At 43.9% G+C, this 17,759-nt stretch carries 9 protein-coding genes and 1 pseudogene; 3 read left to right on the plus strand and 7 right to left on the minus strand.

The window, feature by feature from the left end:
- Positions 1-557 precede the first annotated feature (557 nt).
- Entirely contained in the window at positions 558-893 is a 336-nt protein-coding gene (locus AC5JMF_RS20505; RefSeq protein ID WP_495797564.1) for a zinc ribbon domain-containing protein, read from the minus strand.
- On the opposite strand from AC5JMF_RS20505, the pseudogene AC5JMF_RS20510 reads away from it, so the two are divergent.
- Positions 862-2,010: pseudogene (locus AC5JMF_RS20510) on the plus strand (Tn3 family transposase); the annotation flags it as partial. The gene AC5JMF_RS20505 and the pseudogene AC5JMF_RS20510 overlap by 32 nt on opposite strands.
- 199 nt (positions 2,011-2,209) lie before the next feature.
- Here the strand turns inward: AC5JMF_RS20510 and AC5JMF_RS20515 are convergent.
- Genes AC5JMF_RS20515 through AC5JMF_RS20525 form a run of 3 tightly spaced genes read right to left on the minus strand, consistent with a single transcriptional unit; the run spans position 2,210 to position 10,687 of the window.
- On the minus strand, positions 2,210-10,288 hold the full coding sequence (locus AC5JMF_RS20515; protein WP_495797565.1) for a choice-of-anchor L domain-containing protein: 8,079 nt from the start codon (positions 10,286-10,288) through the stop codon (positions 2,210-2,212).
- Between the two features lie 14 nt (positions 10,289-10,302).
- The gene (locus AC5JMF_RS20520) at positions 10,303-10,452 is read right to left on the minus strand and encodes a hypothetical protein (RefSeq protein ID WP_495797566.1); all 150 of its coding nucleotides are present in this window, start codon (positions 10,450-10,452) and stop codon (positions 10,303-10,305) included.
- Between the two features lie 10 nt (positions 10,453-10,462).
- A complete protein-coding gene (locus AC5JMF_RS20525) occupies positions 10,463-10,687 on the minus strand; it encodes a hypothetical protein (protein WP_495797567.1) in 225 nt (74 codons plus the stop codon).
- Between the two features lie 464 nt (positions 10,688-11,151).
- On the opposite strand from AC5JMF_RS20525, the gene AC5JMF_RS20530 reads away from it, so the two are divergent.
- A complete protein-coding gene (locus AC5JMF_RS20530; RefSeq protein ID WP_495797568.1) occupies positions 11,152-14,670 on the plus strand; it encodes a WD40 domain-containing protein in 3,519 nt (1,172 codons plus the stop codon).
- A 436-nt stretch (positions 14,671-15,106) separates the two neighbouring features.
- Here the strand turns inward: AC5JMF_RS20530 and AC5JMF_RS20535 are convergent, their stop codons facing one another.
- Positions 15,107-15,973: an SDR family oxidoreductase gene (locus tag AC5JMF_RS20535; RefSeq protein WP_495797569.1), complete on the minus strand. Its 867-nt coding sequence runs from the start codon at positions 15,971-15,973 to the stop codon at positions 15,107-15,109.
- A gap of 300 nt (positions 15,974-16,273) precedes the next feature.
- Here AC5JMF_RS20535 and AC5JMF_RS20540 point away from each other — a divergent pair, with 300 nt between their 5' ends.
- Entirely contained in the window at positions 16,274-17,170 is an 897-nt protein-coding gene (locus tag AC5JMF_RS20540; protein WP_495797572.1) for a LysR family transcriptional regulator, read from the plus strand.
- 93 nt (positions 17,171-17,263) lie between these two features.
- On the opposite strand, the gene AC5JMF_RS20545 is transcribed toward AC5JMF_RS20540, so the two are convergent.
- Positions 17,264-17,404, minus strand: coding sequence for a hypothetical protein (locus tag AC5JMF_RS20545; protein WP_495797570.1), 141 nt, complete (start codon positions 17,402-17,404; stop codon positions 17,264-17,266).
- A gap of 13 nt (positions 17,405-17,417) precedes the next feature.
- Entirely contained in the window at positions 17,418-17,618 is a 201-nt protein-coding gene (locus AC5JMF_RS20550) for a hypothetical protein (RefSeq protein ID WP_495797571.1), read from the minus strand.
- Positions 17,619-17,759: the final 141 nt, after the last annotated feature.

The following is a 17,759-nucleotide window of genomic DNA, read 5'->3' on the forward strand; positions in this document are numbered from 1 at the left end:
AATTATCAGTCTCGCCCGTCTCTACTTCCTAACTATTAGACCTGAATCCTTACTTGATATTTTGTTTTCGCCCTCAACCCCAGCAAGTAATTTAGAAACTTTAGGATTACTAGGAAGACTTGCAGCAACACCAGCTATCTTTGAGCCATTTAGAAATGCAGCATCATCATTTTAGAAAACAATAATATGCATTGTTTTTGGTTTAGTGATAAACTAACCATGGATCCTAGTAAATACTTGGAAAAGTTATTTTTTTACTACCTCAAGATAAAAAAGCTTATTATTTTTTAAGTGTATGAGCGTCAAAAAAAATACATTAATGTAATTTAGTTTTATCCTTGCTAAAAGGGGTTTAAGACCCCATTGCCTATGGATTGCTTGTTTTGGTGTTGAAGTCTAAATCTTCGTCATCCTTTGGGTTTGGCAGTGACGTTCCTACGTCGCTACCGCTAGCGCAACCGACAGTAACTCATATCTTGGCGTAAATATAGCGAAGCTGTCACCAGGGGCAAGATAGGCTGAAAGTATTGTGGGATATGGGTTTGAGAAAAAAGAGTTCATGATTTGGTTTTAGCTGTTTTGACGGGCGTTTTATAAGCACAGCCGCAAATTGGACAAAATCGGTGTCTCAAAGACAACACCAACTCACCGCAATTCGCGCAGTTAGCTCGAATCGGTGTACCGCACAGGTAACAAAACTTGGCTTTGACATGACCCCACATAGGGTCAACCGCAGCGCCAGGATTCCAACATTGAGGACAAAACTTAACCCCTCTAACCTGAGATACTTCCTCGCCCTTGATTACAGCATCCAAATATTCTTGAGGCACGCCAAGTGCTAGAGCTAAACCCTGAAGTGTGGGAGCAGACGGCGAAATCAAAGTTAATCGCATTAATTATGAGTTGAGCGTGCTGCAAGCATTGAGAGAAAAGCTCAGATGCAAGGAAATCTGGGTTGTAGGCGCTAATCGTTACAGAAACCCTGAAGAAGATTTACCTGCTGATTTTGAGGTGCAAAGATTAGAATATTTCCAAGCATTGAAACAACCCTCAGATGTGGAAGTCTTTATTGCTAATTTGCAAAAACAGATGGATGAAGCATTAACTTTATTGTCTAAAGGAATACCTAAGAATAAATTAGTCACAATTAAAAATACAGGTAAAAGTCGAATTTGTGTTTCTCCTCTGAATCCTCAAAATGAACCTGCTAATTTGACTCGTTTAAAAAGTGAAATTACTCGACGTTGGCGGATGACTAGCCTCTTAGATATTCTCAAAGAAACTGATTTGCGAGTAAATTTTAGTCAGCACTTTCGGAGTGTATCAACCAGAGAGGTTTTAGGCGACTATACTTTACAAAAACGCTTGTTACTTTGTTTATATGGTTTAGGAACAAATACTGGATTAAAGCGTTTAAGTGATGAGATTAAAGGCGATAATTATCAAGATTTACTCCATGTCAAGCGTCATTTTATTCAGAAAGAACAATTACGCAATGCTATTGCCTGTGTTGCAAATGCGATTTTTACTGCCAGAATTCCCACTATTTGGGGAGAGGGTACAACCGCCTGCGCTTCTGACTCGAAAAAGTTTGGTGCTTGGGATCAAAACTTAATGACTGAGTGGCACATCCGTTATGGTGGACGGGGTGTGATGATTTATTGGCACGTTGAGAAAAATTCTGTTTGTATTTATTCGCAGTTAAAAACTTGTTCTTCTTCTGTTAGCGAAGCGGGCGCGCGTACTCGCGCGACGGTGGCAGCCATGATTGAAGGATTATTACGCCACTGTACCCAGATGAAAGTGGAGACAAATTATGTGGATAGTCACGGTCAAAATGAAGTGGCTTTTGCTTTCTGTCATTTATTGGGTTTTCAGTTAATGCCGCGTCTTAAACGTATCAATGTTCAGAAATTATACCGCCCGTCAACTGGAAATAATGATGCTTATCCAAACTTGCAACCGATTTTAACTCGTGCTATTAATTGGGATTTAATTCGCCAACAATTTTACTGTGAGTACCTGCGTACTGAGTGGCTAGAAATTTGGGTAGAAATTATCAGTCTCGCCCGTCTCTACTTCCTAACTATTAGACCTGAATCCTTACTGGAAAACAAACTGTAGAGAACGCAGAGAACAAAGAGATATGAGGGTTTGAGAGGTTCTTTGCAAAGTCAAAAGTAGAGAGCGATCGCTCTCTACCGAAGAACTAAAATACTAAGTTGCTGGGATTATTCAAGGTAGTGGCGTTCACATCGTTGCCTTGTACCAGAATGAATGGTCTAAAGACGCCATCTATTGTAGACAGGGTGATTTGAGTACCATTTACTGTGTCCCTAAACCCAATGTTGGCTGCACCAAGTTTTAAGCTACTGAGAAGTTGTGTTAGGACAATTTGGTCTTCACCTATGGTAAAGTCGGTGATGATATCTCCTGCATCTCTAATTTTGGTGTAAATAAATTGATCTCCTCCACCTCCACCTGTAAGGATGTCTTTACCTTGGTCGCCAATTAATTGGTCGGGGTCATTTGTGCCTACTAAGGTATTTCGACCTGGTGTACCTGTGATTTTGTTGAAGACATCGTTGTCTTTAATTGCTATCTTCTGGTCGGGAATTGACAGGCCGTTGTATGCTGGGTCGTTACTGTTGACTTTAAAGGTGATAGTACCTGTGTGGTCGCCGTCAACGATTTGATTATCGACTCCTGTGATATCGACAAGCTGAGGTGTTAAAGCATTTTCTGGTGTAAAGGTCAATGTTAGCGGTTTGTCTGGGCCTTGACCTACACCTGTGAGTTTATCTGGGTCGATGGTGATGGTAACAGTATCAGTGGGAACAGTGTCAAGGGCGATCGCAAACCCGCCTTTTGCACCACCTTCTGTAGCCGCCAGTCCATTAATTTTCGGGGTAATCTTGATGCTACCACGCAATATGAGAGAGTCATTGTCAATAATATCTATTGTGCTGTCGGGAATCGATAGACTCTTGTAGGCGGGGTCATTACTGTTGATGGTAAAGGACAGTTTACCCTTGTGGTTTCCCTCAAAGATAGTATCATCTACCGCCTTAATTGGAACAACCACAGGAGTTAAAGCATTCCCTGGTGTAAAGGTTAGCGTCAGGGGTTTATCACCGCCATTGCCAGCATCTAGCTGTTTATCTGGGTCAATGGTAATGATAACGTTATCCTTGGGAATCGTTTTGAGGGCGATTGTTGCGCTAGTTCCAATCCCTCCTTCTGCAATTACCGAGTCTTTATCCCCAACAGTAACGTCTACGCTACCAGGAAGATTATTGGGATCAACGGTTCCCAGTGTGGCACCTTTAAGGAAGATGGCAGAGTCTAGAGAACCATCCCGGACATCTTTAACACTAACCACTAAGGTGTTTTTAACATTGGGTATCGTTGGACCAGCAAAGGTTAACACTTTACTATAGCCATCCAGCTTAGTTTGGTTGGCGGCTGGGCCAGTTCCTGCGGGGTTGTAAATAAAATCAGAGTTAGAACTAAACGGTGTGGGAGTTAGGTTGTTGATTGTTACAGCTGAACCGTCATTCAACTGCGCTAAATCCAGACCATTCAACTTAAAGCTAAAGGCATCATTGAGCTGGCTACCACCGTATTCGACAAACTCCTCAGAACTGACGACAAACTGGAAGAACGCTGTTGGTGCTGTCTCATCAGCGAAAAAGCTAATTTCCATTGAGGTAGTGTCATCAGCCGCCCCAGGAGTACCAAAGTCAGTGCTGAGGTCGTTTTGTCCGCCAGTGGGTTGATTTGAGGCATTAACATTTCCTAATGGTGTACCATCATCGTTTCCAGCATCCCCAACATATAAATACAGAGGACTGTCTGTAGAAACAGGGCTTGTCAAATCAAACCTAATTTCTCCTCCATCCCCTAAGGTGGCAGATTTAGTGGCAGTTGAGTTAGAGTCAAACTTGCCTAAGGTTGCGATCGCATTGTTAACAATACCATTGAGAGTACCATTCAAATCTGCTGCAACAGGGTCAAATGGGGGTACAGTTGAAGGACGTTGAGTTCCTGGTGTTAGAATGGTTCCGATTGGACTAAAGTTGAACACATCCAAACCTGGTAAGGCTGCAATGTCTGCTGCTGAAGTCACTAGAGTCCGACTGAGTTTGATGGCATCTAAGTCAAAGCCACTAAATTTACCACCAGCACCACCTTTTCCACTTCCATTGTCAGCGATCGTCAGAGAATTAAGATCAACTCCGATGCTTGAAAGATCAGCCCGGAATACTCCTGTTCCTGTGCTAGTTGAGCCAGCCAATTTTTGAAATTGTAGGGGAATGCTAGCACCACCAGGGGAGCCACCATTACCAGGAGCAAAACCACCGTCGGCCGTGTTGACACCCGCTAAATCTTTGACTTTGCCAGTACTCAGAACTACCCCAGCACCTAGACCAAAGGGATCATTTTGGAAAGTACCAAAAGCTCTAGGATCACCAGTAAGTTTGACATCGAATTCAAAAATATGGTTGTTGGTTATACCTCTTAGCAGATTAAGTAAATCGAAGCCATTGCCATTTTGCTTGATCTCAAAAACTGGTAGTAGTGTATCAGCTACAGTAGGGATTTGTTGAGGTGTAGTTGCTGTCGTGTTATCTGTTGTAGGCTGGACAGGATTAGTTGGCACAGGTACAGCATTCAAGCTAGTAATACTACTAGTCGAAACAGAATCGGGGGTACTATCAACGTACCTGACATAACTTGCATTGAGGTCAAATTTAGTAAATTCTTGCACAAAGCCGATTAATTCATCTACGGTATTGAGGTCTCGCAGGAAAATCTGTGTACCTGTACGTATCTCTTTGACAATGTAATCACTGGACTTACCATGCAGTTGAATAATGTCGCCTTCACCAGGATTAAAGTCAGTAATCTGTCCTTGGTTATTCAGCCCTGATGTTACTAGATTTTCATCATCATAGTAAATTTCCCTTTCATCCCCTAGCCAAAATTCATCTTTCCCTGTACCACCTGTCAAGGTATCAATTTCATTGCCAGAGGCGGGAGAAGGGCCTAATCTCACACCAATCAAGAAATCATTGTTGGCTCCACCAGATAAGGAATCATTGCCTTTATTACCAATAATGACGTCATCTCCATTGTTCCCAATGAGTATGTCAGTTCCATTGCCACCAGCAAGTTGATCAGCCTTACTCGTACCAGTGACGTTCAAACGTTCAATGTTACTAAAATTCACTTTATCTAATGCTGTTGTGCTGTTAGTAACATTGCGGTGGATCTCACCACCGTTAGTTCCATTGAAAAAAGACAGGATACCTGAACCAACATCCCCCACTGAGTAATCGATAACCAATAGGTCATCATCACCTGTACTGCTGCCGCCATCTACTATATCAATCCCCAGGCCAATATTAATCGTGTCATTACCACCGCCTGTAGTGAAGTTGTTATCGACTCTGCCTAGTTGAGTCAGTTGGTCTTTGCCAACACCTGTTTTAATGTCTCGGAAAGCTTCAAATAGGGTAATGACACTGCCATCTGACAGAATTAACTGTTGATTAATACTCTCCTGTAAAGGATTAAGACTGATTAAGGTAATATCTTCTGATTTCCCAGAGAGGTCAATTGAGAGAGTATCAACTCCCGCGCCACCACTCAAAATAATAAAACTGTTACCAGGTGTGCCCGAAAATCCTAAACTGGCGTCGTTTTGATCCTTAATAAAATCATTGCCATCATCCCCTAAAATTAGATTGTTGCCTCGACCGCCAGCAATAGTATCATTACCATCGCCACCCAAGATCACATCGTCATCAGCACCTCCAAAAATTTGATCTGCTTTACTAGTAGCTGTAACCTTGAGACGTTCGATATTTTTGAAAGAAACTGCATCTTGGATGGGAGGATTAGTACCAGAGCCTCTAGAGAAGGAGTTAGTGGGGTTAGCAAAATTACTGAAACCACCAATAACGCCAGTACCATTTTTATCATTAATAGAGTAGTCAATAACTAGGCGATCGTTTCCATCGCCCCCATCGACAACATCAGTACCGAAGTTACTTAGACCAGGATTGATTTCATTATTACCACCATCACCAGTCAGGTTATCGGCAAAGTCTGACCCCAGTAAGTTTTCGACAGTAGCATGAGTACTATCGAGCTTGGCAAAAGTATCTCCTTTTGCATCACCACCAGCACCGACACCCAGTAGTTTTACAGTTACCCCCTGTAAAGATTCGCTATAATCAGCCAAATCAATACTACCGCCGCCATCGAGAACATCGGCATCAGCACCTCCAATTAGGGTGTCATTGCCTTCATTTCCGAACAACAAGTCATTACCTGCTAAACCCCTAAGAATGTTATTACCAATATCACCCTCTAAGACGTCTTGGAATTTTGAACCTTCCAGGTTTTCAATTGAGTTTCGTTGTGTAGCAACATTCTCTTGATTTCGGAGTGAAAGCAGTTTATCTCCTGCGGCAAAACCACCGCCAGCATTACCATCTGGTAGTACTAGATGAACCTCAACTCCAGCGTTTGAACGTTGGTAAGAAACCCAGTCGTTACCACTGTCACCATTAAAGATATCGTCTTTGGGCCCGGCAATCAGAATATCATCTCCACCCAAGCCAGAAACATTACCACCGATATCGCTAGCCGCGAGAATGTCGTTATGAACCGACCCTTGGAGATTTTCAATACTGGTGAGTTTGTCTCCAGCAGCTTCGCCACCCACTCCTCTATTAGTAGGGGGCAAACCAACTGTAGTTTTATCTATTGGCGAGATAAAAGGCACACTACTAGTAGAAAGATTAACGTAGACTGGCGCTAGAGAACCGATGTAGGTAATTGTATCTTTTCCTTCTCCACCGTCGATGTCATCAGCTCCCAGTTCACCCAGTAATACATCATCGCCTCCCAAGCCTTTAAGGGTATCATTTCCCTTACCACCTTGGAAGACATTTTTTTCATTCGTGCCAGTGATGGTGTCACCAAACTTTGACCCCACAACATTCTGTATATTTTGGAGAAGATCCTGGTTGCCAAAGCCGTCATTGGTAGCAACACTAGCACTGAGATTGACAACAATACCATTTGGTGAATCGCTATAGTCAGCCGTGTTATCCTTAGAGCCACCGCCATTGAGGATGTCGTTCCCCGCACCGCCATTGAGGAAGTCATTCCCATCCCCGGTGGTGATGGTGTCATTTCCTTTACCACCTTTAATTTGAATGGGGGCCTGAACACCACCAATGGAACTAAAGGTGTCGTCTCCTTCACCAAGACTCAAAATGATTAGCTTGACCTTTTGGTATTCCTTACCGGGTGCAGGGTCTAAACCAATGATCTTGATTTTCTCGGTACTAGTGTTAACTTTGTTAGTTGGGTCGCCCTTCTGATCTCCTGACAGGTGTTCAATAGTGATGATATCTTTATTGCCTGTGGCTTTGCGGTCAATAATGCCTTGTGCAAGCAGTTCTTGACCCAAAGGTGAATCTTCCTTGGGTGGTTCAGGGTCTTCGACATTGTAGTGGTCTGATTGTTCGCCCGCGCAAGGATCGCCCCCAAAGTCATCTGCTGTAAAGCTGACCAATTTAATATTGGCAAGATCCAAGCGTTTAGAGAAATTAAAAAAGCCCAGATTCAAAGTTACCTGACCAAAAATAATTGCAGCTAATTCGCCACTTGGGCTGAACAAACAAAATGGGGAATCAATGTTCTCGATGATGTCACTGCCACGTATTTTGTAATTTTGTGGGTCAAATTGGTTGCTGGGGTTAGCATCATCATTACCAAGGTCAAAGCCAACTGTCAGCCCAATACCACCCCCAACTGCCGCACTAGCGAATTGCACATCAATAGCAGCTTCCGCAGTGATTTCACCACTCAGTTCTAGGTTATGATCTCTAACTCCATCTCCGGCGCCATTTTTATCGATATCTCCAAGCGGTCTACCTGCAAAAAAGCCATCCAGAAGTGAGGTAGCATCACCATTTTCTTGGAATTCAATCAACCCTTGGGTGTCATAGCCTACCCTTACCTGAGCGCTTGCACCTACACTTCCACCAATTCGTAAGCTAATCGGCCCAAAAATCGGAATGGATTGAGCATACCCTGTTCTAAACTCCAACACTGGTGTGTTGTAAGCAAACAGTTCTACTTGCTTACCTAACAACACATTAAATACAGAAGTTGGGTCAGCCAAAATCGGGATGAATTTCTTCAAATCATCAGAGTTCAAGTCTTGAGCGATTTCAGCAATTAGGGCTTTTGTATTATCAGAAGTCGAAGGTTCCTGATTATCAAATAAAGCTACAAGTGCTGTAATAAATTCATTGATTGTGTTGTTGCCATTGCCAGCAGTTGCAAGTTGGTCAAGGGGATTTTTTGTGTCGGTTGTATTGGGAGTCAGTTCGCCATTAGCATCGCGGACATCGTTTTTGCTGAGGTCAAAACTTCCCAGTGCTAGCTTGATATTGCCAGCGCCAGTAGGAAATTTGTTAACTAAATCACCAACTTTGGTGACAGTATCAATAAATTTTATAGTTCCTGGGCCAATAGTTGAGCCAAATAGATTGCTTTCGGCAGCAAATTGAGCAATATTGACTAGAGAAGCGTCAATAACTGGCAGTTTCTTCTCTAGGGTATTGATGATAGGCTCAAGGGGGCCAGTAATCGTTTTCACTTTCCCGAACACCGTTTTCCCAAAATTGCTGATAAATGAACCAAAGTCCAAATTGACATCGTTAAACGCCACATTGGGCTTAGGTGTAGCAGGGTTTTTGCTGTTGAAGGTTAAATTTGTCAGTTTGAAATCAGCTTCAACAGAGGGAAAATCAGCATTAATGGGTGGCGTTGGGTCATTGGGATCATCTGGGGGTGGTTGACTGCCAACTCCTGTGTCTAGATGTAAGCTGAGGTTTGCATCAGCAGTCAGTGGGGTGGGGTCAATACCCAAGTTGCTGAGGTTAGAAAATCTAATTCGGCCATCAGTAGGATCGCCACCTTTGACATTAAATTCAAAGTTAGCGTTTAAGTTATTGGTGTTGCCGGGAGTGGTGTCTTCAGCAGTAAGATTAAGATAACCAAGATTACCACTAAACTTTATAGGCTTGCCTGTTTTGTCTTTTAGCCTCACTCCAAGATTAGCTTTGAATTCATTGGCAGATGGTAATGTCTTCAAGAAGACCGCATTTTGAGGATCTGTGGAATCGTCAACGCCGAACCCTACGCTTAACTCAAATTTTAAATCCGAGCTAATGCCACCAGTGAGATTAAGACCTAGGAGATTAAGACCTAGTTTTGGTAGACCCAGTTTTTCATCAAATGTGATGTTGGGATCAAAGTTTTTACCTAGCTTGAAATCGAAGGTAATATTTTTCGGATCGTTAACGACAACGATGTCGTTAAGTAGAATCTGGTTATCTCCAGTAGAATCAAGCAGTATCCCTGCTCCACTCAGAGCATTAAATAGTCCTGTTTGGATTTTTCCAACGGCGTCATTTTGACCTTTATTCAGCGCCTCCGCAATCTGAGTTCTCAGCCCGTCAATAAATTTGTCTATTTCGCCTTTGAGGTCTAGTTTTTTATCAATCAGCGGTAGTTGGCTGGTGTCTGGAATTAGGCTGTCTAGGGTTAATTTGATTTTGTCGAGTAAGCCTGTGTTGGTCGAGTTGGTGATTTTACCTGCCAACAAACCGAGATTATCGGTTGCTGTGGTTGCGGCTTCTGCTGGTAGTGTTTGTGCATCAACTGTAATGGTAATAGCATCATTTTCTGTTTTCAGTTGTTGCAATTGCTCCTGAGTAAGGGTGCGTCCCTGTACCAGATTGGCAAAAATTTCTCCTTCGTCCCCTGGTGAATCAACTTGATTAATTTGGGCATCGATGAAGTGACCAATTTCTTCTAGCAAAATATTCTTAATTGAGCCATAATTGCTGGCATTTTCGCTGAAGAATTCTGCTGATATGTAAATCGTGTTATTAGTTTGAGAAAAGGCTCCTCTAGCTCCACCAAGGTCTTGTGTTGACCGAATTTCAAAAGTAGGTAATTGAGAAAAATCACGCGCTGCCCACTGGTTACGTAATGTCTCTAATTTACTAACATTAAAGTCATTACCAAAAGACGTTGTGATTGTTTGCGAAAATTTAGCATTAGCAGTTAGGTTCGTTAGAGGAATGAGAACAGAATCTGATACATCATTTACCAACAACTTTAATGAAATATCTAAGTCAGCGAAGTTTGAGCTAACAGAGGATTTCTGATGACTTGATTTGTGTTTGTTCATGGATTAAAAGTTAGTTAAAGTGAAAGTTGTACGCCATTCACAGACAGCAGTTTGGTACGCTCGACTTTCCGAGTTTGGAAATTTGTAGTCAGGCGAGTGACTTCAATCTTGGCAACGCCCACAGGTGTAGAGCGCAAAGGTAAATCGGTTTGAAAACTGATCACTTGCGAAATGCTATTCTCTACCCTGGATGGGTTTTCCAAACTGAGCAGATTGGCAGGTGGCAAGAGGATTTTGTGTCTGTCCATTGCCTTTGATCCGCAAGAATGAAGCATCCACGCCAAAGAATTCGGCGATTTCTGGTGGCGTATTGTTGACGCTTAAATCCAGGACAATTTCTCCTACGCTAAAAGCAAATCGACCACTTTCATGGAGTGCGATCGCCGGTTTCATCCGCACCAACTCACCCTCTACTAAGTCATTTGGTGCATCAAACCCACTATTGCCCCAGGATTTGAGTCGCAGAGCGATTGGGGTAAATTAATTATCCTGGGTATACTCAAATACCACCTTGGGCAGCACAATCTTGACAATTTATTGATTAACCCTGTTTTGTCATTCTCGGAAAACAATAATTAAAGCCAAATTTTGAGACTTTGATTTAATCGAGGTTTGAGGCTTTATTTCATAACAGAAACTAAACTTTATAGACAAAAAGTGGAAAATAAAGCTCCTTAAAATTGGATCATTTTATTTACTCCTTGGGTTGGAGTTGATGTCTCAGTATTTTGCCAGACATTTTAGCCTGACAAATTCATCAAACCATGTTCTCAACCGAGTTTAAACGTGATAATTAACTGATTTGTAACTGACTTGTGACTGATTTACTTTACAATTAGCTATATGTACTTAGGGGGTAAATCGTGGCGCGATCGCTGAAAGTTAAGGCTGAATGGCTGAAAAAAGTCAGATTGGCTGTCAGACACGCTGCTTTCCCCACCCAAAAATCCCTGGCTGAAGATTTAGGGCTGGCTTTATCCACAGTCAGCAAATTCCTAACGGGTAAATCTGTTGATTATGCAACCTTTATAGAAATTTGTCGCCGAATAGAGATAGATTGGCAAGAGATTGCTGATGTAGGCGATCAAGTCCCATCTCAAATTGTCCCTGTCCAATCTCATCTAGAAACGACTAACAAACATAGAGACTGGGAAGAGGCAATTGATGTTACTCATTTCTATGGACGTACGCCAGAACTTACCAAGTTAGCACAATGGATTGTCAGGGATCGCTGCCGTTTGGTGGCTGTGCTGGGCATGGGCGGGATTGGAAAAACGGCTTTAGCAGTCAAGCTGGCACAAGAAATTCAGGTAGAATTTGAATATGTGATTTGGCGAAGTCTGCGTAACGCCCCACAAATAGCAACTCTCTTGGCTGACCTAGTACTACTGCTGTCTGATCAGCAGGAAGCCAAGGCAGACATAGCACGTTTGCTGCATTACCTGCGAACTTGCCGTTGTTTGCTAATTTTAGACAATGTAGAGACAATTTTGCAGCCCGGTGATATTAGCTTGTATCTCGCTGGCTATGAAGGATACGGTGATCTACTACGGTTGATTGCGGAAACTGCTCATCAAAGTTGCTTAATCCTCACCAGTCGGGAAAAGCCCCACGAAGTCGCCGCTTTGGAGGGTGTGGAACTGGCGGTGCGATCATTGCGACTGAGTGGATCATCAGAGGTGGCAAAAGCTTTACTACAAGCAAAAGGGCTGGTAGGTGCAGATGAACAAAAACAATTGTCATCTACTTCTGCTGTGGAAACACTTTGTGAGTGCTATAGCAATAATCCCCTAGCATTAAAGATTGTCGCCACTTCAATTCAAGACTTGTTTGACGGGGATATTCAAGCATTTTTAACCCAAAATACCATTATCTTTAACAGCATTCGGCGATTACTAGAGCAGCAATTTAATCGTCTTTCCTCATTAGAGCAAACCATAATGTATTGGTTAGCCATTAATCGAGAGTGGACAGCGATCGCTGAACTATACGAAGATATTTTACCTAAGGTTTCCAAAGCCAATTTATTGGAAGCCTTAGAGGGATTGTGGGGACGGTCTTTAATTGAAAAACAATCGGGCAGTTATACGCAACAGCCAGTGGTGATGGAATATGTGACTGATTCTTTGATTCAGAAGATCACCACTGAACTGACAACCAAGAATCTTTCCTTGCTACTCAGCTATGCACTGATTAAAACGACTGCTAAGGATTATATCAGAGCCAGTCAGGTGCGGTTAATTTTGCAACCAATTGCTCACCAGTTCCAAGCAACATTTAGTTCAACTTCAGCTATTGAGCAACAGATTAAAAATATTCTAGAGTTCTTACGAACATTAACCATTTCATCATCCAACTACGGTGCTGGCAATTTAATCAACCTTTGTTGTCAGTTGCAACTGAATTTGACAGGCTATGACTTTTCCGGACTAGCAATTTGGCAAGCCTTTCTATCACAAATCAATCTACATCAAGTTAATTTTGCCTACGCTGATTTGGCTAAGTCTATATTTACAGAAACCTTCAGTGACATTTTCTGTCTCGCTTTTAGCCCAGATGGCACCTTCCTAGCTACCGGAGAGCCTAGCGGCGAAATTCGCCTGTGGAAAGTTATAGACAACCAACTACTTTGGGTTTGCAAGGCACATACCAACTGGGTCATGTCTGTGGTTTGGAGTCCAGACGGAACCATGATTGCTAGTGGTAGTCAAGATCATAGAGTTAAGCTTTGGGAGGCTCGTACTGGCCAGGCACTGAAAACGTTACAAGGGCATACTGATTCAGTGCATTCTCTGAGTTGGCATCCCAGTCAGCTTATGATTGCTACAGGCAGTGAAGACCATACAATCAGATTTTGGGATGTTGACACAGGGCAAACCTTGAATATATTATTAGGGCATAATAGTTGGGTATCGTCTCTCAACTGGAACCCAAATGGAACGATACTGGCAAGTGGCAGTTTTGATCACTCGATTAAGCTCTGGAATGTACAGACTGGCAAAGCAATTAAAACACTACTGGGGCATACTGATCAAGTTTTGTCTGTCATCTGGAGTCCGGATGGGACAAAACTAGCAAGTGGCAGTGTTGACCACACAATCAAGATTTGGGATGTGAGTACTGGAAATGTTAGCAAAACGCTACAAGGACATACCAACTGGGTACGATCAGTAGCATGGAATTCTGATGGCACGATACTTGCCAGTGGAGGAGATGATTGCACCGTCAAGCTTTGGGATATGAGTACTGGAAATGTTAGCAAAACGCTACAAGGACATACCAACTGGGTACGATCAGTAGCATGGAATTCTGATGGTACAATGCTTGCTAGTGGCAGTGTTGATCATACTGTCAAATTCTGGAATATCCACACTGGCCAAGCTTTGAGAACACTACAAGGATATACTAATTGGCTACACTCGATAGCATGGAGTCCTGATGGCACAATGATCGCCAGTGGTAGTGAAGACCAAATTGTGAGAATCTGGGATGCTTATACTGGCCAAGCTTTGAGAACACTACAAGGGCATACCAATTGGGTATACTCTGTGGCATGGAGTCCTGATGGCACAATGATCGCCAGTGGTAGCGCTGACAATAGCATCAAGCTCTGGAATATCCAAACAGGCAAAGTCTTGAGAACGCTACAAGGGCATAGTAACTGGGTGTTCGGGGTAGACTGGAGTCTTGATGGCACTGTGCTTGTTAGTAGCAGCGTTGACAACAGTGTCAAGCTTTGGGATTTGCAAACAGGACAAGTGATCAACACCTTGCAGGGGCATACAAACTGGGTCTGGTCAGTGGCGTGGAGTCCCAATGGGACAATGCTGGCTAGTGCTAGTGAAGATCATACTGTTAGGCTCTGGGATGCCCGTACAGGAAAACTTTTGCAGACCTTAGAGCATAATAGTGCAGTCCGTCCACTGGTCTGGAGTCCTGACGGCAAGATCATCGCCTGTAGCGGTGGTGACTCAACTGTTAAACTTTGGGATGTCAAGACAGGACGGTTAATTAAGACATTGCAAGAACATACAAACTGGATATCTTCACTGGCTTGGAATCCAGATGGCAAGATCATCGTTAGTGCCAGCCAAGACTGTACTGTAAAACTGTGGGATGTCAACAGGGGAAAAACCTTGAAGACCTTGCTGGGTCATACTTCTTGGGTGTCTGCTGTGGCTTATGCACCGCACAGCAAAGGCCGCATTCTCGCCAGTGGTGGCGCTGATGAGATGATTAAACTTTGGGATACTGTTACAGGGGAATGTTTGAGAACATTCAGAAATATTCGTTTTTATGAAGGCATGAACATTACAGGTGTTACAGGCATTACTGAAGCACAAAAAGCAACTCTGAAAGATTTAGGTGCTATAGAGACCTAAAATAAATGGGATTGCAATGATGCTTGGCTTCGTAAATCACGACATATCAAGTAAAATTCCCAAAAACAGCAGTCTTGAAGCGTAATACCCTTGACTTTCGCCTTATTATCCGAGGAATTTTGACAACAAATTGTTGTCAAATTTTCGTAGACATCAGCAGCTGCAATCAAATAATTCGATTTCTGGCGACTGTGACCGAAAAGATGGGTACAAGCCCCGTGCTTCGTTGAGTCCCAGAAGTGGCTGGCGGCGAGTGAACAGGGTCGTTATGCCGCAGGGCAATTGGTTGGGACACAGCACAACCAGAAACTTACATTTTTAGCTCACTTTTTCCAGGGTTATTTGATTGTTAGTTGCTTGATGTCAACGCAAACGGATCTCTTCAGAGTCTCCATGAACCATTCGTTGAATTCAAGTAGGGGCGAACTTGCTACACTCACGAGGACGTTGTGCGGCTTGCTAGCGTTTGGATGTACTGTTGTAGCGAACGGGGTTCCCGTCCGAGAATCGCTCGTAGTACCAATGCATTGCCACCGGGAAACCCATACTGGTCGTAATCGGCATACATTGTTCTCATGCCCTCGCGCCTAGAACCTTCCGAGATATGTGCAGCCTGCGTCCACTCATCGAACGACGGTTCGCCAGCCTCAACGGTGCGCCCGATCGCTTCACTCATCATCGCCGCTAGCTCTATGCGGTTGACCATGCCAGGGGCACATAACTCAAACGTGCCATAGCCTAATCGATCTCCCGTCAGCGCTAATGCTGCCACCTCTGCCACATCGCGGTAGTCTACATAGGACGCCTTTGCATATTTAGAGTAGGGCAGCGAGAAGCATCCTTGCTCCAGTACAGTGTTCCAACTACTGTCAAAGTTTTGCATAAACATGGTTGGCTGCAATACGGTAAAATCCATGCCTGACTCGTACAAGGCTGCTTCGACCGGACGTTTCGCCGCATGGTTGCTTAGCTTAGAGATGGATGGATGGATGACACTGGAGAAGACGAACTTTCGGACACCAGAGGCTTTAGCCGCCTCAACCATCGCTACGCCCAACTCCGCCTCATTCGGCGCGAAGGCAGGGTTGATGTGAAACACGCCGTCTACTCCACTAGCAGCAGCATGAAGACTGTCCGGATCTTGGAGGTCTGCGATCGCGATCTCCTCCGCGCCCTGCTGCCGCGCCGCATCGGACTTGCTCTGATCTCGCACCAGCGCCCGTACCGTTACCCTGCGCTGCCTCAGTTCGGGCACGACGAGGCTAGCGTATTTACCCGTTGCTCCTACCATCAATACTTTCATCGTTCTCTCCTAATTGTCTTGATGTTCATTGCGCTTCAGGCGAGTGCCTAGCCCTGATCGCGCAAATATGACTCAAAGTCGGTCGGTGCCGGAAACTCGCGTTGCAACTGCGTCAAATCTGCTGCGTAGCCGACGCACTCAAACCAGCGGTACATGATAGTTACTTCTTTGTAGAGTTCAAATTTGAACTTAGTTAAACGATAGCTTATGCAAGAACAGAGAAAAAGTAGATAAAATTCAAAACAGTTATGCAAAAAATTCAAAGATGCGTTTGCGTTAATGGACAAGCTCAAAAGCCTGATGATTTTTATGCGCTCCGCTCAATATGGTAGCTTTTCAGAGGCAGCACGACAGTTAGGTATGGCTCCGTCAGCCGTGAGTCGAGCCGTATTGCGCTTGGAAGATGACTTGGGGGTGCGCTTGCTCCAGCGAACAACTCGCAGTTTGACGCTTACCGAAGCTGGCAACCGATTTTATCAACGCTCTGGGCAAATTCTCAACGATTTGGAAGAAGCCGAACTCGAAGTCAAACAATCGCAATCAATGCCGCTTGGAACGTTGAGGCTGGATCTGAGCTTTACGTATGGCAAACTGCACATTGCTCCAGCTCTGTTGAAATTTGCCGCAGACTATCCTAATCTCAAGCTGAATGTGTCGTTTAGCGATCGCTTGATCGATCTCGTTGAGAAAGGGATTGATGCAACGGTGCGAATTGGATTGAGTACCGATAGCCGTCTAATCATGCACCACCTAGCAACAGCACGCTATATCACCTGTGCCGCGCCGCAGTATCTTGACCGATATGGGACGCCCACAGTACCGACCGAGCTATTGCAGCATCGCTGTGTCAACTTTGTCTTTCCACAAACCCGACAAGAGCCGACCTGGAAGTTTGAACAAGATGGTAGATTGCTCGACCTTACCGTTGACAGCTATCTGCAATTCGATAACTCAGAAGTCATTCTGGAGGCAGTGATTGCAGGAGCGGGTATAGCTCAGTTGCCCAAGTTTATTGCCGCCAACGCGATCGCCAAAGGAGACTTGACCCTGATCCTCCAGTCATATATCCCTGAAGTTGGGTTGCCGATCGCAGTGTTGTATCCACAAAAACGCTATATCTCAGCTAAAGTTCGCGTTTTTGTGGAATTTATGACAGAACTAACTGCTGCTTTAAAGCGGGTTGATATTGTGGACTGAAGACCAACGCCTTGCGACAGCAAAATTCCAACGATTGCAGACCGAGCATGGCAATGCCTCGCAAAGTTTGTAATAGAACCAGCGCACGAAGCACTATTCCACGAAAGGAATTCTAAACTTCTCACATTCATAAACTTCTTCGGGTTTCAAGTAATCTTTGCTCTTACGAGCGCGATACTCACTTGCAGAAATATTGTTAGCTTTGGCAACTGCACAATTATGTTCAGTGTTCAAAACAGAGGCGGCATCAGCAAGGCGTTTTTAGCATCAACATCATCTCACTGCCCATTGGTACGATGGTATTGCCCATCTCTAGTAATAGCGATCGCAACTCAGATCGAAGATTATTAATCAACTGGTGACGCTGGGCTAGAATTTGGCAGTATGCATCTAGAGCATAATCCTTCTCAACTCCCCGCTTACCCGTTTCCCGATCAATTCGCAGCAAGAAAGCGGCAACTTCGTTATAATGACTGCGTGGTGACGTCAGAGGCTAACTCTATTTCAGAAGAAACCACCAAGGAGGCGATCGCTACACCAGAAATAACCAAGGGTGCAAGAGTGCGGGTGTATTGCCCAGGAAGCAAAA

The sequence above is a fragment of the Desmonostoc vinosum genome, assembly GCF_059505385.1.

Coding starts and splice junctions, on each gene's coding strand:
- AC5JMF_RS20505 (WP_495797564.1), bottom strand. CDS start 893: ATGCGATTAACTTTGATTTCGCCGTCTGCTCCCACACTTCAGGGTTTA.
- AC5JMF_RS20515 (WP_495797565.1), bottom strand. CDS start 10,288: ATGAACAAACACAAATCAAGTCATCAGAAATCCTCTGTTAGCTCAAAC.
- AC5JMF_RS20535 (WP_495797569.1), bottom strand. CDS start 15,973: ATGAAAGTATTGATGGTAGGAGCAACGGGTAAATACGCTAGCCTCGTC.
- AC5JMF_RS20540 (WP_495797572.1), top strand. CDS start 16,274: ATGATTTTTATGCGCTCCGCTCAATATGGTAGCTTTTCAGAGGCAGCA.